Raw genomic sequence first — 19,776 nt, 5'->3', positions numbered from 1 at the left:
ATGGTGTAAAAAGGGATGCAATTGTGATGCCCCTATTCAACGTGAAGATATCCGTTTGAGATTACAAAGAATTTGTATCGGAGGTAACAACATGTTTCTTAGATTACTGAGGGCGATATTTTTCTCTATATGACTTGAAAAAACCTCTAGCGCTGCTTAGTTTTTTGAACTAAGCAGCCTAAGCAGCTTGAATTTGATCCGAATACATTGGTACGCATGGACCAGCTCGTCGGTCGATAAATAAGCTATTTCCTGATATACGCTTGGCTTGTTTTGTCCCTTATTTCTTTAAACGTAGTAATCGATTATGTCGTCAGATAAAAAACGTTTAAAAATCCTCGGGTAAATAAAATGCGCATTAACAATCAATAGTAGTGCTAATGCGTATTTTTATTAAGTCTTACATAATTCTAATTACCTGGCGCAAACACCCGCAAGCGGTGACCATCCAGATCTGTTGCAACAAAGGTATAGCCAAAATCCAGCTCAACGGGTTCTTGTACCATCGCCAGGTGGCGCTCTTTCCAGTCGTGATATGTCTGATCGACGATGGCTTTGCTGCCCAGCGCAAATGCGATTTCGCAGGTGCCTCCCATTTGCTGATGTGACGGTGCTGGTATTGCGGTGTGCTTTGACCAAAGCCCCAGCATGACACCAGAGTCGAGTGCAAACATGGCGAATGTTGGCGATGACTCTATCGCTTTCATGCCTAATATGGTGCTGTAAAACTGTTCGCTGGCAGCAGTATTGTCGACATATAGAATGATGAAATTAGGATGTGGCATGGTGTGTCCTTTATCAAGAAAATGATGTGAAAGGGAATTGAGTCCCTTTTGTTTTGCAGCGAAGTCATTGTCGTAGCTGGCTGTGTCAGTTTCTGTCAGTAGTGAATCACCGGAGCAACCATATGCCGAAAAATTCTTGCATCACTTGCGCTACACTTGCGAATCCAAAATTAGTGAATCTACTTCCACGTGTCTTTTCATAAAATCAAACTTCCTCTGATCCTCGGTATATTTCTCATCCTTGTATCCGGCGGCGTATATCTGTTGTTTCACGGCTCCATGGTCTTCGATCATTTACACCAGGCCGGGTCGAAGAGCCTCAGTACACCTGAGCAGGCGCGTTCGGCCGTACTCGTTTCACCTGTTACGCGAAGTATATTTGCCGGTGATGGAGTAGCGGGATTCAAGGATGCGGATTTTGCTGCGGCACGTTTTTCTGATCCGTATGGTGTCGTCATTGATGTGGCGGGAAATACGTACGTCAGCGACGCTGGTGACAACAACCGGATACGTAAAATCTCAGCTCAGGGACTGGTCACAACTCTGGCTGGTGGCAGCGAAGGATATGTCAACGGTGCTGGTGCTGCGGCGATGTTTCATACGCCCTCCGGCCTCGCCATTGATATGGCAGGCAATCTGCTGGTAGCGGACACTGGTAATAATGCGATCCGTAAAATTTCTCCCCAAGGTGTTGTGACGACTATTGCAGGAACTGGCGTTGCTGGCTTTAAAGATGGTGCAGGCAAGGAGGCCATGTTCAACGGGCCGATTGGTGTCGCTGCCGATCAGAGCGGTAATATTTATGTTGCCGATACCTATAACGACAGGATTCGTCGCATCGGTCCGGACGGACAAGTCACGACAATTGCCGGTAGTCGCGCTGGTTATGAGGATGGTGCAGGGAGTGACGCATTACTTGATACGCCATGCGCTATCATCGTCGATGCAGCAGGCGAGCTCTTGATTGCCGATACCCGCAACAACGCGATTCGCCGTATCAGTCGCGAGGGTGTCGTCAGTACAGTGGTTCGCTCCCTGCCTGAAGATAAAGAGGCCTTACTCAAAAGGCCAGGCGCCCTGGCGTTGAATCAACATGGCGTGCTCTATATCGCCGAGATGCGCAACGGTAAAATCCTCACCTGGACACCAGAACAGCAAATACAGGCAATGACCGGTATAGAGCCAGAGATTGAATTCGAGCGGCCAGTCGGGATCGCTTTTCAACAAAATGGCAATCTGCTGGTAGTTGATTCGGTAGCGCATTCGGTCCAACAACTGAAAAATACTTCTGCAAACACGGACAACAGTCTCAAGGCTCTGCAAGAACGGCAAGAAGAATCACTGTCCACAGCAACGCTGAACAAATTGCCATGGCCCTTAAAGCCACAACACACTTCGCATGAAATTGTCGGTGTCATCGGAGAAGTGCGCGGTAACTTTAAAGGAGAAAGCCGTGATCATCTGCATAATGGCGTAGATATGCAAGCCGACATGGGGCTAAATGTCCTGGCAGTCATGGATGAAAAAATCAGCGACCCGATGCCGAACTGGGGATTCGGTGAGTTGAGCGAAGGTCTTGCGATCGATAAGATGAGTTACATCCATATGCGGGTCGGCCGGACCATTAAAGATGTTTCAGTGAACCCCGACAAATTCACACAGATCGTCAACGCAGACGGCAAGCTCGCGCGGGTACGCGTCAAGCGCGGCACTCGTTTTGTCACTGGCGATGTATTGGGGACGGTCAACCGCATGTTCCATGTCCATCTGGCGTACCAGGAGTACGGGCGTTACCGGAATCCTTTGGCCTTATCATTGGACGGCTTGATCGACAGAATCGTGCCCGTCATTGATGAGATTTCGGTTCTGGATGGTAAGGGCAACATTATTACCAAGGCACGCGATGGCCATGTGCATATTCCGCAAGGCACAGCCGATCTGGGTATCGTGGTTGATGCCTACGACAAAGTCGATGGCAATGCTGCCAGACGACGCTTAGGTTTGTATCAGCTTGGTTATCAGTTATTAAGCAGGGATGGCAAGGCGCTGGCTGGCTATGAACAACCGGTGATCACTCTCGATTTTAGTCAATTGCCTGCCGACAAAGACGCGGTCAAGATCGCTTACGCACCGCATAGCGGAATCACGGTACACGGCAATGCCGAAACACGGTTCCAATATATGGTGAGCAATATCGTCAGAGGTGGCGTAGCAAAAGCCAGCCACCTGCCTGTCGCTGATCTGGAAAAAGGAAACTACCTCATCAGAATTTTTGCATCGGACTACGCAGGGAATATTGCCACCAAAGGTGTTGACGTAGCGGTGACAGTAGAGTGAAATTTTGAGTAAAAATGTGAGCGTTAAGCTTAGTGAGAAATTCAGTGAATCATCTCTTAAGACGGGGATAAAAAATCCAGAATATGTCGTTTGACGCCATATCCATAGCGCTGGAATTGCTGAAAAGAATGTGATCAGGAAATGATGCCAAGTGCGATTTTTTGGCGTATCGTGACGAAGTCCGATGAGACCTGATCATGCTTGATGGTGCCTGATAATGAGCAAGATGGCTGATCTGGACGATTCTCAACGAAGTATTACTTAGGAGATGGCAATGAAAATTAATCCGGTTGGTTGGTTTGAAATTTATGTGCAGGACATCGAACGTGCTAAGAGTTTTTATCAAGCTGTTTTTAATATCACTCTCGAAAAGCTAAACAGTCCTGGCATCGAGATGTGGAGGTTTCCGGCGAATATGGATGGTTGGGGTGCCGGTGGTTCTCTGGTGTGTATGCCGGGTTATCCTTCCGGTGGCAATAGTACGCTGGTGTATTTCAGTTGCGCTGATTGCGCGGTAGAAGAGGCGCGTGTGGTCGCCGCCGGCGGTCGTCTGCAACGCCAAAAAATGTCGATCGGTGAATACGGATTTATTTCACTGATCTTTGACACCGAGGGTAATATGATCGGCCTGCATTCACTGCAATAACATCCTGGCTTACTGATAAGCGCCAGCAAAGCACTGGCCAAGCTTACGGCCACCACCTGAAGTGCCTGAAGTTCGTATGCTAGTCATACAAGCAATGCACTCTACACTTGAGAAAAGAATTACACTGCATTCGTCCACGGCCGATGCTAGCTGTGTAGCGACATGGCATCATCACGCTGAGCAAGGCCTTCACCGCCTTGTATGGCTCCAGACCACAACAATAGAAAGAGACACTCATGAAAACAGAATTGTTTTATCTCGCACTCGTCACCACTTTTACTGGCTTGTTATGGGTGCCGTATATTTTGAACCGTGTCATTGCTGGTGGTTTGTCGAACTCAGTTGCTTATCCTGAACATCCCAAGCCACAAGCTGCATGGGCGCAGCGTCTGATGAAAGCGCATGCGAATGCGATAGAAAATCTGGTCGTGTTCGCACCTCTGGTGTTGATCGCACAGTTTGCCGGAGTAAACAGCGCAGCGATTGCGACGGCGTGTGTCGTCTATTTCTGGGCGCGCGTGGTGCATGCTGTTACTTACACCTTTGCTATTCCGTGGATACGTACGCTGGCCTTCTTGACTGGTGTCGCTGCTCAGATGACGATTGCCTGGCAATTACTAATGCGTTAAATCTCTTCTTAATATGCATTTCAATTCGTCTTGATGTAAACCGAAGGTGTTGAAAAAAGCGGATGTGTGTCAGGTCAGCAGAGAATCGTTATTACGTTTTTAGTACGCTTTCTATTGCGCTTTCACACCTTCCAGAATTCTCCACTCCTTGAGTAAAGCCTGACGGCGGCGCGGCAAGCTTTGTTCCATCACGCAAAGTTGGGCAATCCGGTCAGTTCGAAAATGCCGGAACTCTTGCCGCAATTCACACCACGCGACAATCACGCGGACGCGATCAAAAAACCCCAGCGCACATGGCCAGATTACCCGCTGGCTGGTGTTGCCGTGTTGATCGAGATACTCAATATCTAGTTTATGTTCGGTGCGGATTGCACGTCTGATCAGACGCAGGTGCTCATCATTTTTTGTTGTCTCTTGACCGGGGGCGATCAACAAAGCTGTGGTGTCGAGATCATGACGTAAATCTCCCGGAAGCACAGCAGCAATTTTTGCCAGTGCATCACGTGCAGCGGCTGCCAGATGTGTATCGCCGTGTTCGTCAACCCAGCGTGATCCCAGCACGATCGCTTCGATTTCTTCTTCAGAAAACATCAATGGCGGCAGATTAAATCCTGGCTGAAGTACATAGCCGAGACCCGCTTCGCCCTCAATCTTTGCACCTTGTTCTTGCAGTGTCGCGATATCGCGGTACAACGAGCGCAGGCTGATTCCCAATTCGCTTGCCAGTGCCGCGCCCGTGACCGGATAGCGGTGGCGACGCAAGATTTGCATGAGCTGGAGCAGACGTTGCGAGCGTGACATGGCTGGTTTTTTATTCGACTTCAGCGATCAGGGCGACGATTTCTGCACCATAGCGTTCGAGTTTTTTCTCGCCGACACCGGTTACGCCGCGCAAATCATCCATCGACCGCGGATGTGCTTTGGCAATTTCACGCAGTGTCGAATCATGAAAGATAATGAAGGCGGCTGTATTATGTTTTTTCGCCGTCTCGACTCGCCACCAGCGTAGTTTTTCAAAGATGGTCTGTTCAACACTGGAGAGATTCTCCTCGGCATAATCCCTGGCGGATTGACGTTTATGTTTGACGGCTTTTTCAGCTTTTTTATACTGCCGTAATTGCACCTTGGTGTCGCCTTTTAATACAGCCCGTGAATCTTCGGTGAGTTTCAGTGAGCTGAAGTTCTCATAATCCACGGCGACCAGACCAAGTGCGATTAACTGGCGTAATAGCGCCCGCCATTCCGCTTCGCTTTTATCTGAGCCGATACCATAAGTCGAGAGCTGATCATGTCGCCATTGCTTGACGCGGTCAGTATCGATCCCGCGTAATACGTCGATGATATGACCCGCAGCGAAACGCTGATCTGCACGATAAATAGTAGAGAGAATTTTTTGTGCGGCAAGGCTGCCGTCAAATGAGGTTGGAGGTGCGAGACAGGTGTCGCAATTGCCGCAAGCCTGTGATTGCTGGCCAAAATAATCGAGGATATGCACGCGCCGGCAATTCAGCGTTTCACACAAGCCCAGCATGGCATCCAGTTTGACGCCTTGCACCCGTTTAAAGGTTTCGTTGGCTTCTGATTCGTCGATCATGCGACGCTGTTGTACCACATCTTGTAAGCCATATGCCATCCAGGCATTGGCACTCGCACCGTCACGACCAGCGCGACCGGTTTCCTGATAATAACCTTCGATGCTTTTAGGCAAATCCAGATGTGCAACAAAGCGCACATCGGGCTTATCAATGCCCATGCCGAACGCAATAGTCGCCGTCATCACAATGCCATCTTCACGCAGAAAGCGGGCCTGATTCCTGGTGCGGTCTGGTAGCGCCATTCCTGCATGATAGGGCAGGGCAGTGATACCGTTTTCGTTCAGGAATTCGGCGGTCTCTTCTACTTTTTTACGGGACAGGCAATACACAATACCGGCGTCACCGCTATGTTGAGCATTGATGAAGTCGAGCAGCTGCTTGCGCCCGTTCGCCTTTTCTACGATCTGATAACGGATATTGGGACGGTCAAAAGAGGAGACGAATTGCAGCGCATTTTCTAGTTGCAGGCGATGAATAATCTCATCACGCGTCTGCTGATCTGCTGTCGCCGTCAGCGCGATGCGAGGCACTTCTGGAAAGCGTTCATGCAGGACAGATAGCTTGATGTATTCTGGCCGGAAATCATGGCCCCATTGCGACACACAATGCGCCTCATCAATCGCAAACAAGGCGAGCGGCGTGACTGATAACAGTTCCAGGCAGCGTTGCGTCATCAGACGTTCCGGTGCGATGTAGACCATATCGAGTTCGCCTTCGCGCATCATTCTCTCGATACGCAGGGCTTCATCAAAACTCTGGGTGGAATTTAAGAACGCAGCACGCACGCCGACTTCTTCCAGCGCATCGACCTGATCCTGCATCAGCGCAATCAGGGGCGAGATGACGATGCCCACGCCAGGACGTATCAAGGCAGGAATCTGATAACACAGCGACTTACCACCGCCGGTCGGCATCAAGACCAGCGCATCGCCACCGCATACGACATGATTGACGATCTGCTCTTGCTGACCGCGAAAAGATGGATACCCAAATACGGTCTGCAATAAGTGCAGGGCAGGATTGTTGCTATTACTTGTTTCTGTGACTGCTTTTATCACTACTTATTCAACCCATGCAATCGTGCCGGTGTACGCAGTAATCAAAATCATGATGCCGAATGCAATGCGATACCAGGCGAAGGCATTGAAGTTATGCGAACTGATGTAACGTAATAACCAGCGCACACAAAAGAATGCCGAAATAAATGCGGCAATTGTTCCCAGGCTAAACATAGGCAGATCGGCGCCAGACAAGTCGTTGCGCGCTTTGTAGAGGGAAAACACGGTGGCACCGAGCAAGGTCGGGATCGCCAGGAAAAAAGAAAACTCTGTTGCTGCCTTGCGTGACAGACCAAACAGCATACCGCCGATAATCGTCGAGCCAGAGCGGCTCATGCCAGGGATCAGGCCGAACGATTGTGCGATACCGATTTTCAGTGCATCGATGATTGTCATGTCATCGACAGAATGGATGCGTGCATGCTGATCATCGTAGCTATCCGCGCCACTGGCTGTAGCGGTATCAGCACGCTTGCGTTCTACCCATAAGATAACCAGGCCACCGACAATAAACGCCGTCGCAACCGGTACCGGGGCGAACAGATGCGCTTTAATTTTTTTGATGAACAGCACGCCGAGAATAGCCGCCGGTAAGAACGCAACGACCAGGTTCACTGCAAATTTACGCGCTTTCGGCTCACTCGCCAGACCGAGCAAGACGCTCGCGATCTTTTGGCGATATTCCCAGCACACCGCAAAAATCGCTCCTGCCTGTATCACGATATCAAATACCTTCGCCGTCTCTGTCGTAAAGTTCAGCAAGCTACCTGTCAGGATCAAATGCCCTGTCGATGAGATCGGCAAAAATTCTGTCAGGCCCTCGACAATACCCATGATGATGATTTTTACGGCGAAGAGAATATCCATAGTCAGCGGAAGAGTGAAAGGGTTAAAAGAGGCAAAAAGCTCAATAATGTGAGCAGGATTTAGTCGGCACGAAGCTTAACATGCGCACCTGTAGCGCGCTGCTCAATATTTAAGCAATAGGATGCAGGAAAATATACTCCCCTATATTGAGATAAAAATAGGCTTAATCCGCATACTTTTATTGGTGTATTGAAAAATACTGTATGGGAGTATGTGTTTTTTCGCAGGTGATAGAAATTATCTGAGAATAGATAACGCGGGCGTGCAGCGACTAGCATGATGCCCTGCGTTTGCTCGCACTTACTGCAAGACCTGGACATCCGGCAAATCGCGTAATACATCCTCAACACGACTATATTTTTCGAGCGTAGCGATAACTACTGATAAGGGTTCCGCCCAGATTTCAGGCAGATCTCTCTCCTGCGCATCCAGAACAGGGAATGCCAGTGCCTCAACCGGCGGCGAAAATTGTGCGCTGACGCCCGGCTTATTGCCGCGGGCATCGATGCGGTACCAGCCGAACTCCTCAAGATAGACTGCGTTCAATCCGTGCAGGCAAAATGGCGCGCCTTGCCCACTTACGGATAATCGCTGATAGCACAATCCGGCGGGGATGCCATTCGCACGTAACAGGGCGGCGAGAAGATGACTTTTTGCATAACAGTAGCCGGTGCCATGCCGTAGCACCTCAGACGCCTTGCATGTGACGGGATTGCGCATGAAGTCAGCACTATGTTTGATCTCATCCCTGACGAATTCAAAACACCGCTGAACCACATCCCGTTGCGATGACGCGCCTTCGGCGAATGTAGCTGCCAGTGCCGATACATCCGTATCGTCGAAATCGATATAGGTGCTTGCTACCAGATAATTTTGCATCAGGTGAGGAACTCAGTTCTACGTATTTTCACGGAAAGCCCGGCTAGAGATCGCAACGGAATTACCGTCCGGATCTTTGGCGTTAGCAAAGGCATAGCCATTGGCCTGATGTATGCTGCCAAAAATCAAACCACGTTCCGCACTCAGCTTTTTAAAACCTTCGATATCTGCAACGTCGAACATCAGTTTTACAGCAGCCTGCCCCAGTTTGACACTCTTGGCAGCCTGATGAATCAATAGATCTGCACCGTGATCCGCAGCCCGCAATTCAATCAATCCTTCGACAACAGTGCCAGTAGTGACGAAACCAAAAAACGTCTGATAAAACGCTGCGGTTCTTTGCATGTCTCTGGCGTACAGGATGATGGTGCTTAGCGTTGGTGTCATTAGGCGATTGAATAAAGATTGAGTAGAATTTCTAAAAATATATTACCCGACCGCGGTAATCCGCTCCAGCTCAGCAATCCATATCAGCGCCTGCTCCCGCGTTTCGCCACACATTTCTGGCGATGCCTGTAAGCCACCGCAACATGCAGGGCGTTCCGACTGGCCGAAAATTTTACAGCGATGATCATCTGCGAGCTGGACACATCGTGTTCCAGCTGGTTTTCCGTTTGGCATCCCTGGTATTGGGCTTGTAATGGAGGGCGCAATGCAGCACGCGCCGCAGTTGTCACGGCAGTTCATGTGATAGTGGAGTGATGATTGCTTTGTTCATGCTTGCTTCAGAAGTTTTTTACTGATTGTATTTTGCTTTCCGTGAGCGCTTAATTTTTTACTCAAAGTGGCGTCGGAGGGGACGCATCTGCGGAATCCGCTGTTATTTTACCGGATACTTTCCGCGAACCTTGTGCTGATTAAAATGCGGGTGTCGCGCGAGGCATTGCCGATCCCGGTGAGGGAGGTGACAGGCAAAAAAAGTGCCGCACGAATGCGGCACAAGGAGTGGGTATGACTAGCGGAATACGGCGTTCAAACTGTATTCCGGTACAACGGACTTACTACAACATTTTTACTGCACGTTCTACTACTTTACTACGACTGCTTTGCCGCGATGCGCTACTGCATACATTAGCGCACTACGGCACTTCTACGACTACTGCCAATTTTGCACTTGCTACCTCAGTGCAGAAACTTAAAACTTAGAACTTATAAGCAACACGAACGCCCATAGTGCGAGGTGCGTTGTAGAACGCGCCGAACAGTTGTTGATCCGGACGGCATGGCAGATCGCCGCACAGATCAGAGACGTCCAGTTTGACGGCTTTATCTGTAGCATTCGTGACGAAAGCTTCTAGTGTGTAGGCTTTGTTGTACGGTGCGTAACGCAGGCTCAGGTCAAGTGTCGAGTAGGCTTCTTGTTTCTTTACTCCCGGATGGCCTGGTACCTCGTTGTTAAATGCGCCGCTGCCGACGAAGGACATACTTTCGTAGTGCAGGGAGGCGCGTGGTGTCAACATACCGCCAGCCAGGGTGAAGTCGTGTTCATACTGCACCGTGGTGGCAAACTTCGGCGCATGCTTCATCGTGCTGCCGCCAACATTGACATTCGGTGCGGTGGAGCCGCAGGATTGTCCGTTTGCGCGGGCTGCATCGGTGTCGCAAGAGATGAAGTCGTCATAGACAGCATTTAGGTAGGTTGCGTTGCCTGTAAAGCGATCAACGTTGGTCGGGCGCCATGCCCATTCTGCTTCTATGCCTTTGACTGTGGCGCCAGCTGCATTGAAGTTGGCAAGTACATTATTGACGACCTGAGATTCGAGTTTGTCTTTGTACTTCATCATGAAGGCATCGATATTCAAGGATAGCTGACGATCGAACAAATCGGCTTTGAAGCCTAATTCATAGCTAGTCAGCTTTTCTGGCTTGGTCGTGGCACCACCATCACCGATTGCCGGAGAGTGGAAACCGGTAGTGACTGAGGCAAACAACAGGGTATTTTTTGCCAGTTTGTATTCACCGCGAGCGAGGTAAGTTGCCTGGCTATATTCGAGCGAGGCATCATTTTCGCCTTGATAGTTACGGCCACACGTTGCCGCATTGATGGTGCCGCCGGGGCCAACGTTGTGGGTATTGACCAGGCCGCCGCCCGGTGTGACCAACTGAGCATATGCATAGGCGTCACTTGGCAATGGCGTGGTGCCATAAACACCTGGGCTAGGCCAGCCAGGACATGCCCAGTTACGGCCACCAACATCGGATTTACTGTCTTTGGTGTAGCGTGCACCTGCTGTTAACTTCAGCTGGTCATTCAAATCCTGACTGATCTGACCGAAGACGGCTTTGGATTTAAGCTGGCGATCCGGTTGGATAAAGGACATCATCGACGCGTATTGACCTACGGTAGGTTGTACAAAAATAACTGAGCCAGATGCAATGTCTTGAGCCAGTGTGGCCGGTGCAATTTGACTACGATCAATGTCAAAACGGATTTTATTTTTTTCGTTGAACAGGAAGACCCCGCCTAACCATTGGAATGGGCTATTGTCATCGGAGCGTAATTGGAATTCATGTGAAGTGCTGTCAAATGTGGACCAGTCAGTACGGTTTTCTGCTTTAAATCCGGGGAACAAGCCGGCGTCGGCATCATTGGCATTGGTACGTTGGTAGCGGGTAAAGCCTCCCATGTATTGCAACTCAGTCGCTTCATTCAGCTTGTAAGAAATCTTGCCTTTATACGACATGATTGATTGATCGAGTGTTCCTGGTGTGTCTACCAGGGCAGAACGCAATGCCTGACCCGCTCTTGGCTCGACTGCCAGATAGATATTGCCAGCACCGGTGTCTTTGTAATAGTCAGCAATGAAACTGGCTTTCAGATCCGGCGTGATTTTCCAGAGCAAAGAAGCGCGTGCGCCTTCTTGATTGCCTGCACCGTATTTGGCCGCTCCAGGCAAAACGTTAGAACCTTTCTGAAAATCGACATAGCCGTCATGCGAATCCTTGATCGCAGCGAGGCGTAATGCCACGCTGTCGCTGAAAGGAATGTTGATCATCGCTTGTGTTTGCAGGTGACGATAGTCTCCAACCGTAATACTGGCTGAGCCGAAGACTTTATCAGTACTTGGCGCGCCGGATACCAGGCTGACTGCGCCTGCGGTTGAATTACGTCCGTTCAGTGTGCCTTGCGGGCCGCGGGCAACTTCAACGCGACTCAGATCGTACATTAATGCAGTGGCTGCTTGCGGACGTGGCATGTAGATACCGTCCATATAAAAAGCCACGGCAGGATCACCTAGTTCGGTGTGGTTGGCAGAGCCGACGCCACGCATGTAGACGTGAACACCGCCTGAATCGCCATGTTGTTCTACATTGAGACTGGGAATCATCGCGACCAGTGAGGCCAGATCTTTGACCTGGTTATTTGCCAGCGTTTCCTGGGTGAACGCGGTAATTGCCATCGGAGTTTCTTGTAGCATGGTGTCGCGTCGTGTAGCGCTGACAACGATACTGTCGATTTTTTCATTATTGGCTGCAGGTGCAGTTTGCGCTGTTGCTGTGCCGCTGGAAACGAAAGCAATTTGAGCGAGGCTCAGTGCAATCGTTGTTTTTTTAAAGTGGTTCATTTGTCGTCCTCTAATATCTCGTATGGAGTTTGGTTTATTGTTAGATTGGATGATGTACATTTTATGATGTGTTCATACTTCTCTCGCTCCCATTTGTACGGCCCCGTACTTCTCATTGCTGTGCGTGGCGCTGTTATTGCCAAGTTGATCAATTTGTCTTGAGTCTGGTTACTTTTTATCCTGCAAAAAATCTGCTGGCACTTTCGTTTAACTGCCATTTTTTAGAGCGGATATTTGCTAATTACTCACCTCTTACTGCACTCCTTGCTGCTGTACTACATCCTTTGCTATCGCCATGCGCTGTTACCCGAGATGACTACGCTGTTTTACTTTGTGCATATTCACGGGTGGCATGTAATGCCATGTGCGAGTCGATAAACTGGCGATACCAGATGCCGCTTCCTTTGACGGTACGCTGTTGCGTCGCATAATCGACATAGACCATGCCAAAACGCTTGGCGTAGCCAGAATTCCATTCGAAGTTATCCATCAGGCTCCAGTAGAAGTAGCCGCGGACATCAACCCCTTGCTGCATCGCTGCTTGCAACGCGTCAAGGTGCCGACGCAGATAGTCGGTTCTTTGCTGATCATCGATGTCACCGCTATCCTTATTCAACTGATCGGCAACGGCGATACCGTTTTCAGTGATGTACACCGGAGGTAAGGTATATTCTTGATGCAAACCAACCAGCAGATCGGTTAAGCCATCGGGATAGGTCTCCCATCCCATATCACTAAAGCCCAATTTGCCCTCGGGTTTGCGCGGGGGGTGTTCGGTACTGATGAAGGTACGGGTGTAATAATTCACCCCCAGAAAATCGAGTGGTTGCCGGATATTTTTGAAATCGTTTTCATGAATAAGCAAAAGCGACTGATCAAGATGTGCCAAAGCTAGTGCCGGATAATGGCCTTTAAAAATAGGATCCATATACCACTGCACAGATTGCGCGTATTCGAGTTTGGCTTTGGCGAGATCCTCGGCAGAGTCGGTGGCGGCGGTAACTGGCCACTGATTCAAAACGATACCAAGTTTAGTTTTGGTGCCGGTAGCACGCATGGCTTGCAATGCCAAGCCATGCGACAGCAACAGATGATGAGACACCTGAATCGCCAGCACGGGATCTGCCATACCGGGTGCGAATTGACCCGTGCCATGACCAAGAACTGAGGTACACCATGGCTCATTATGGGTGGCGATGCTGGCGACACGATCGCCGAAGCGACGTGCTATCTCTGCTGCATAGTGAGCAAAATGTTGTGTTGTATCGCGGTTCAGCCAGCCACCTTGATCTTGCAGGGCTTGCGGTAAATCCCAGTGGTACAGCGTCAGATGTGGCTGGATATTTTTTGCAGCAAGTTGATCGAGTAATTTGGAATAAAATTGAAAACCAGCCTCATTCCATCCGCCTGATCCGGTCGGTTGTACCCTGGACCAGGACACCGAGAATCGGTACGCATTGACATGTAAGGACGCGATCAGTTCTACGTCTTCCTGATAACGATGGTAGTGGTCACAGGCGACATCGCCGGTTGACCCGTCGATAATTTTCCCCGGAGTATGAGTAAAGGTGTCCCAGATTGAAGGACCGCGGCCATCTTCTGCTGCCGCACCTTCAATTTGGTAAGCGCTGGTTGCAACACCCCAGGTAAAGTTGTTCGGGAATTTAGACATGGTTCAATTCTTATCAGTCAAAAATAAATATAAAAATGGATTTCAAAGGGAGAGGTGTCGTATTACTTTTTTTAGTAAAATATGAAAACGATTTCATATAAGGTTAAAAAATATTATCGTATTTTGGCTATGTGCTGATATTTGTGTCCGTATCCTGATGGTGGAAAGGGGCTCTCCAGGTCACCAGAAACGACGGAATGGTCGCAATCATGACAAATACGAAGTAATTTACGTAGCCAAGTAACTGTTGCAAGTGACCGCTGACAGTACCAGTGATCATCATGCACAAGCCCATCAGACCCGTACCGAACGCATAGTGGGTTGTCGTGTATTTGCCAGGGGCGAGTTGCTGCATGAGATAAATCATGAAGCCGACTGAACCGAAGCCAAAAAAGAATTTTTCAATGGCGACACCTGCACTAATGAGTATCAGATTGTCTGGCTGATAGATACTCATCAGGAGGAATGTTATGTTGGGGATATTGACCGCGCAGCACAGGATGAGCAGTGTCGGCCGCAAGCCGCGTCGGGCGACAAAAATTCCACCCAGCAGCGATCCTAATAAGACGGCGCTCAGCCCATAGGTGCCGTAGATGATGCCGAGTAATTCGTTGGATAAACCAAGCCCGCCTTTGTTAATGGGATCCACCATAAAAAAAGGACCAATTTTTTCCAGAAAGCCGATGCTTAGACGGAACAGAAAGGCAAAGGCGATCATCAGCCAGACATCCCGTTTTTGGAAAAAGGTTTTAAAAGAATCGACGAGAATTTCCCACGCAGCTTTGATTGAGCCTGGCGCGTTGTCCGCACGCGCACCGTCGGGCATGACGCGCAGATGCCAGATCGCCATGCCAAGCGTCACTGCAGCAACAATAAAAAATATGATGCGCCAGGATGCAATCCAGTCTGAGCCAAAGATGGTGGCATCATGGTGAAAATAATGAGAATGTAGCCATCCGCTCAGATAGACCAGGCCTCCGGTGGCAATGATGGGGCCGATATTCCAGCTCAGACTTTGAATGCCGCAATACAGTGATTGGGTTTTGCTGTCCAATGAGGTGACGTACACGCCATCCTGTGCAATATCCTGTGTAGCACCGACGAATGAGAGTATCCAGAAGGCAATAATCATCACCATCATATAGTTTGGTAATGCCATTGCCAGCGCGACACCGGCAAAGCCCAGTCCGATGGCTAATTGTGAGCACAGTACAAAAAATTTCTTGGTACGGTACATTTCTACAAACGGTGCGAATAAAGGTTTTACCGTGTATGCAAGTATTAGATAGCTTGCATATTCTGCTGCTTTGCCGTTATCCATACCTAGATTCTTGAACATGATTGCAGTGACACTGGTTAGCGTCATATAGGTCAGCGCCATCGTGAAATAACCGGTCGGCACCCACAGCAGGGGGGACTTTCCGGGGCGTGTGGATGGCGTGGTGTGCAGCGTATTGCCGGCTGATGGTGTAGGCACAGAGTTCATTGGACAAGGCTCTGAGAATTAACCGACATGGCAAAGCCGACTCGCTTCAGTTCCGCGCTGTTAGGAAAGATGATGGTGGCGCGCGATGAGTTCGCGACCACATGCCCGATGGCGTGGTAAGGCTGCATTACTTGTCTCCGCTTATTTTTATTTTGAAATCGTTTTCATTTTCAAATGAAATTTACCACTTCAATTTTATCTGTGTCAATCATGTTGGAGCAATTTTTGTAAATTATTTACCTAGGACTTAGCTTGAAATTAGGCTAGAGCAGGCAGTTTTTCATAGGAGAATTAGTTATTTAAAATATTGTTGTATTTTGAAAACGTTTTCAAATAAAATGTATCAAATAAAAAAATACAAAAAATGAAAAGCCGCGTGACATTGTTTGATTCAATGACGGCAGCAAACACATCCTCAAACGAGTCGGTTCCTGATGTGCCTATGCTATTCTTGACCAGTGTTTTTGAGCGCTTTATCAGTTGAGTGATTAATTCTGCCTCCTGTTGCAGGGGCGGCGGGTGCTGGCTTCCGCTTGATGCGGAGGTCGGTGCTTTGATGATATAAAAATATAGCTGTACGCCATGGGTTGCTTACCATGTTCAAAAGCGAGAGGAAAGAATTGAACAAAGAAGAAAATGCCACTATACCGGTCACGTTGCTAGATGTCGCCAAAGAAGCTGGCGTCTCGCCCAGCACGGTATCTCGCATATTAAATGGTACGGCAAAGGTGTCAGCAGACAAGAGAACCGCGGTAGAGACGGCCATCGCACAAATGCACTACGAGCCGAATCAGCTCGCACAAGGCTTGAAAAAAGGCCGCTCCATGACGATAGGCATCGTTGTGCAGGATATTTCCAGTCCGTTTTTTGATGAGACTTTGCGTGGTGTTGATGACGGACTCAAGGGAACAGGTTTTGCATCCGTGATTGTGAGTGGTCACTGGAACGCAGAGGAAGAGTCCGACCGGATCAAATTATTGCTGGCGCGTAAAGTCGACGGAATTATTTTGCTGTCAGGCCGTATCGAAGATAAAGATGTGCTGCGTTTTGCAAATCAGCGTCCGATCGTAGCGACAGGGCGCATGCTGAATAGCAAGACGGCGATTGGCTTCAAGCTAGACAATGAGCATGGCGCTTATCTCGCTGTACGGCACCTGATTGAGCTTGGTCATCGCAGAATTGCATTCGTGGCGGGACCCTCGAATAATGTGGATGCAGCCGATCGTCTGGCGGGGTACCGGCGCGCGCTGACTGAATCAAATCTGGCCTTTGATCCGCAATTGGTCGTGGAGGGCGATTTTCACGAGGCGAGCGGCTTAATGGCGATGAATCGCCTGTTTGAGTCTCAGCAGCAGTTTAGCGCAGTGTTTGCTGCCAATGATCTGACGGCCTATGGCGTGCGCCTGAGCCTGTATCGCCGGGGTATTCGGGTTCCGGATGATATCTCTTTGGTCGGCTTCGATGATTTACCTGGCTCGCTGTATACAACCCCTCCTTTGACTACCATACATCAGCCCTTATATGACATGGGGCGTCTGGCAACCGTGGCATTAATGGGGCTGATTCATGGCGAGAAAATTACAACAGAATTGCCGCCCCTGGAGTTGGTGGTCAGGGAAACGACAAGGAGGTTTCGTTAATTGCCCCGCACTGAAGTAAAACTGACACAGCAATGACTCACTAAGCAAAATATCTTGCTTAGTGGGGCATTAAGTTGACCGAGTTTTTAGAAAACACCTAAAACGAATCCGCAGGCTGGATGCGCCTCCTGGCCTGAAATGCCTTTGAAAGCCGCGTCCAGCCTGCGGATTCGGTATTGAGTATTTCAAAAAATCATAAAATTGATATTTCATAGAGCCGCCTACTCTTGTACACCTGACTTTCTCCGTGTCTCTTTGTCTCTGCGGTGAGAGGTCTCGGGTTTTGCGTTAGTGCTATTGAGGGGATTTTTCAATTTGGACGTTTTTAGAAATTCTCTGTGAGTTTGTGTACGCTGCTTCTGTTTTGGCGGCATTTCTTGCTTTCCGTCGCCATGCCCACATCGGCTTTAAAACCGATTTCCCCCTGCTTTTGCTTCCGGACTGGTGTAGCTTTGTGCCAGTTTGTTGCATTTCAGGCTGTCAATTTGTTCATTCGTCGCATTCTGATTGTGCCGGAACCTGGCCTTAGTCAGACTCCGTAGCGGATTGCAGGACGGGCTTTGCTTGACGCTGTCGGGATAGATGATTATATTACTGACTCAAAAGTAAGTTAATTTTCTTTCTATGATGTCCTGCCCATTTAAGCCACGTTGGGAGCGCCGCAAGGATGCTCGCCCTCAAGAACTACTCTCTGCCGCTCTCGACTTATTTGTCGAACGTGGCTTCGCTGCGACGCGTCTGGACGATGTTGCGCGGGCTGCGGGCGTGTCTAAGGGAACTTTGTATTTGTATTACAGCAGCAAAGAAGAATTATTTAAAGCAGTCGTACGTGAAAATGTGTTGCCGCTGATCGATGAAGCAGGCGAATTAATACAGGCTTTTTCCGGTAGTACCGCCGATTTGTTCCGCTTGTTCATGACGACCTGGTGGGAGCGCATGGGCAAGACTAAATTATCGGGTTTGAGCAAGCTGATGATGGCGGAGGCGAGCAATTTCCCGGATCTGGCGCAGTTCTATCATGATGAAGTGATTGCTCCGGGCGATGCGATGATCGTCGGCATGCTGCGCAGAGGTATTGCCAGCGGTGAGATGCGTGCGATAGATCCGGAAATCGGAGCGAAAATTTTGATTGCGCCGATGATTATGATGATGATGTGGAAGCACTCCTACAGTGTGTGCCAGATTCCTACTAACGATCTGGATAGTTATCTGGAACATTATCTTGATATGGCTTTGCACGGTCTGCTTGTCAGATAAGGCCGCATGAACTTATGAGTTTGCCGTCAGAGTTCAGAGTAGTAAGGCCAATCAGAATCAATCAGTATGAATTAGTAGTAATTGAAGACGCAGCGTTCAAATTAAGTCATGCCGCACCACTGCGCAGATTTAAAAAAATAATTACTTATATATCGGATCTCTATGTTGAAGCGTCGCGGAACCTGGATCATCGTTGCAGTAGTGCTTGTCATCGTTGCGATCGTCGTGCTGAAGAGGAAATCTTCAGATGCGCCTAAAGCACCAGTTACCGTCAGCACACCGCAAGTGCTGGAATTTTTACCTGGCGACATTACGACAGTCAGTAGTGCTGACATACAAAAAAACCTGACCTTGTCCGGCGCCTTGCGTGCGATGAATCAGTCCGCAGTCAAGGCACGGCTTGCCTCGGAAGTGAAAGAAGTATTGGTTCGTGAGGGGGAGGCAGTACAAGCAGGACAAGTGCTGATCAAGATGGACACGACTGAGTACGACGCACGTCTGGAACAAGCGCGTGGCGCATTGCTGGCAGCGCAGGGGCAACTGGAAATCGCGAAACAGACTCGCGATAACAACAAAGCGCTGCTGGATAAAAATTTCATTTCCAAGAACGCGTTTGATAATGCGATTAACCAGTACGCCATTGCGGCCGCGAATGTGGATTCCGCTAAAGGTGCACTCTCCGTCGCGCAAAAAGCACTCGCCGATACATTGATCAAAGCACCGATTGCCGGCGTTATCAGCACTCGCAGCGTACAGCCTGGCGAAAAAGTTTCGGCGGATAATCGCCTGCTCGATATCGTCGATTTACGCACACTTGAAATGGAAGCTGCCGTGCCCAGTCAGGACATCGCCAATATTCGCTTAGGCCAGGAAGTTGCCCTCAAGGTAGAAGGTATCAGTGCTGCGATTGTCGGTAAAGTGACGCGCATCAATCCCGCGGTCCAATCAGGCTCTCGCTCCATCATGTCGTATATTCAGGTTACAAATCCGGATGGTGTCCTGAAAGCGGGCGTATTCGCAGAGGCGCAACTTGCTCTCGATAAAAAATTCCATGTCCTCACGATCCCGCAAACAGCGGTGCAATATGACGGAGGCAAAGCGTTTGTTTATTCGATTGAGAACAATGTGTTGCAACAGAAAAGTATCAGCCTCGGTTTGCAGGGTGACAGTGTTGCAGGACCTGCGGCAGAAGTCTTATCCGGTCTGACTAGCGGCGCACAAATTGTCAAAGCCAATCTCGGTAGTCTGCGTCCGGGATTGAGTGTCAAACTTGCGGCACCTTCATCCGCACCAGCACCAGCACCAGCTCCAATGGGAGAGCCAACCGCAACGCCAGCATCTGCGAGCAAGGGCTAGATC

At 49.4% G+C, this 19,776-nt stretch carries 16 protein-coding genes; 6 read left to right on the top strand and 10 right to left on the bottom strand.

Annotation, left to right across the window (positions count from 1 at the left end; all coding sequences use genetic code 11):
- Positions 1 to 410 precede the first annotated feature (410 nt).
- Positions 411 to 785, bottom strand: coding sequence for a VOC family protein (locus ACO0K4_RS16035; RefSeq protein WP_422957657.1), 375 nt, complete (start codon positions 783 to 785; stop codon positions 411 to 413).
- A gap of 189 nt (positions 786 to 974) precedes the next feature.
- Between ACO0K4_RS16035 and ACO0K4_RS16030 the strand changes: the two genes are divergently transcribed.
- The 3 genes from ACO0K4_RS16030 to ACO0K4_RS16020 all read left to right on the top strand — a co-directional run bounded on the left by ACO0K4_RS16030 (position 975) and on the right by ACO0K4_RS16020 (position 4,397).
- Positions 975 to 3,122, top strand: coding sequence for an NHL repeat-containing protein (locus ACO0K4_RS16030; RefSeq protein ID WP_422957656.1), 2,148 nt, complete (start codon positions 975 to 977; stop codon positions 3,120 to 3,122).
- A 274-nt stretch (positions 3,123 to 3,396) separates the two neighbouring features.
- On the top strand, positions 3,397 to 3,768 hold the full coding sequence (locus ACO0K4_RS16025) for a VOC family protein (RefSeq protein ID WP_422957655.1): 372 nt from the start codon (positions 3,397 to 3,399) through the stop codon (positions 3,766 to 3,768).
- Positions 3,769 to 4,004: 236 nt separating this feature from the next.
- The gene (locus ACO0K4_RS16020) at positions 4,005 to 4,397 is read left to right on the top strand and encodes an MAPEG family protein (protein WP_422957654.1); all 393 of its coding nucleotides are present in this window, start codon (positions 4,005 to 4,007) and stop codon (positions 4,395 to 4,397) included.
- 111 nt (positions 4,398 to 4,508) lie between these two features.
- Here ACO0K4_RS16020 and ACO0K4_RS16015 read toward each other — a convergent pair whose 3' ends face one another.
- The 9 genes from ACO0K4_RS16015 to ACO0K4_RS15975 all read right to left on the bottom strand — a co-directional run bounded on the left by ACO0K4_RS16015 (position 4,509) and on the right by ACO0K4_RS15975 (position 15,415).
- Positions 4,509 to 5,198 (bottom strand): helix-turn-helix transcriptional regulator, encoded by a 690-nt coding sequence (locus ACO0K4_RS16015; RefSeq protein WP_422957653.1) that lies wholly within the window; start codon positions 5,196 to 5,198, stop codon positions 4,509 to 4,511.
- A 10-nt stretch (positions 5,199 to 5,208) separates the two neighbouring features.
- Positions 5,209 to 7,050: a DNA helicase RecQ gene (gene recQ, locus ACO0K4_RS16010; RefSeq protein WP_422957651.1), complete on the bottom strand. Its 1,842-nt coding sequence runs from the start codon at positions 7,048 to 7,050 to the stop codon at positions 5,209 to 5,211.
- A 3-nt stretch (positions 7,051 to 7,053) separates the two neighbouring features.
- Complete coding sequence (locus tag ACO0K4_RS16005; RefSeq protein WP_422957650.1) at positions 7,054 to 7,917, bottom strand: undecaprenyl-diphosphate phosphatase; 864 nt, start codon at positions 7,915 to 7,917, stop codon at positions 7,054 to 7,056.
- 300 nt (positions 7,918 to 8,217) lie between these two features.
- Entirely contained in the window at positions 8,218 to 8,796 is a 579-nt protein-coding gene (locus ACO0K4_RS16000; RefSeq protein WP_422957649.1) for a transglutaminase-like domain-containing protein, read from the bottom strand.
- Between the two features lie 18 nt (positions 8,797 to 8,814).
- Positions 8,815 to 9,183 (bottom strand): VOC family protein, encoded by a 369-nt coding sequence (locus ACO0K4_RS15995; protein ID WP_422957648.1) that lies wholly within the window; start codon positions 9,181 to 9,183, stop codon positions 8,815 to 8,817.
- Between the two features lie 42 nt (positions 9,184 to 9,225).
- Entirely contained in the window at positions 9,226 to 9,483 is a 258-nt protein-coding gene (locus ACO0K4_RS15990) for a YkgJ family cysteine cluster protein (protein ID WP_422957647.1), read from the bottom strand.
- 455 nt (positions 9,484 to 9,938) lie between these two features.
- On the bottom strand, positions 9,939 to 12,362 hold the full coding sequence (locus ACO0K4_RS15985) for a TonB-dependent receptor (RefSeq protein WP_422957646.1): 2,424 nt from the start codon (positions 12,360 to 12,362) through the stop codon (positions 9,939 to 9,941).
- A gap of 316 nt (positions 12,363 to 12,678) precedes the next feature.
- Complete coding sequence (locus ACO0K4_RS15980) at positions 12,679 to 14,034, bottom strand: GH1 family beta-glucosidase (protein WP_422957645.1); 1,356 nt, start codon at positions 14,032 to 14,034, stop codon at positions 12,679 to 12,681.
- Positions 14,035 to 14,161: 127 nt separating this feature from the next.
- Positions 14,162 to 15,415 (bottom strand): MFS transporter, encoded by a 1,254-nt coding sequence (locus ACO0K4_RS15975; protein ID WP_422957663.1) that lies wholly within the window; start codon positions 15,413 to 15,415, stop codon positions 14,162 to 14,164.
- 725 nt (positions 15,416 to 16,140) lie between these two features.
- On the opposite strand from ACO0K4_RS15975, the gene ACO0K4_RS15970 reads away from it, so the two are divergent.
- The 3 genes from ACO0K4_RS15970 (at position 16,141) to ACO0K4_RS15960 (ending at position 19,773) form a co-directional block, all read left to right on the top strand.
- Positions 16,141 to 17,160 carry a LacI family DNA-binding transcriptional regulator gene (locus ACO0K4_RS15970; protein ID WP_422957644.1) on the top strand — a complete coding sequence of 340 codons (1,020 nt, stop codon included), beginning with the start codon at positions 16,141 to 16,143 and terminating at the stop codon, positions 17,158 to 17,160.
- A gap of 624 nt (positions 17,161 to 17,784) precedes the next feature.
- On the top strand, positions 17,785 to 18,417 hold the full coding sequence (locus ACO0K4_RS15965) for a TetR/AcrR family transcriptional regulator (RefSeq protein ID WP_422957643.1): 633 nt from the start codon (positions 17,785 to 17,787) through the stop codon (positions 18,415 to 18,417).
- Between the two features lie 162 nt (positions 18,418 to 18,579).
- Entirely contained in the window at positions 18,580 to 19,773 is a 1,194-nt protein-coding gene (locus ACO0K4_RS15960; RefSeq protein ID WP_422957642.1) for an efflux RND transporter periplasmic adaptor subunit, read from the top strand.
- The last annotated feature ends 3 nt before the right edge of the window (positions 19,774 to 19,776 follow it).

The sequence above is a fragment of the Undibacterium sp. RuTC16W genome (assembly GCF_049339445.1).
Classification (GTDB): Bacteria; Pseudomonadota; Gammaproteobacteria; order Burkholderiales; family Burkholderiaceae_D; genus Undibacterium.
The sequence above is the reverse complement of the archived record's forward strand: the minus strand, read 5'-3'. Positions and strand labels throughout refer to the sequence as shown.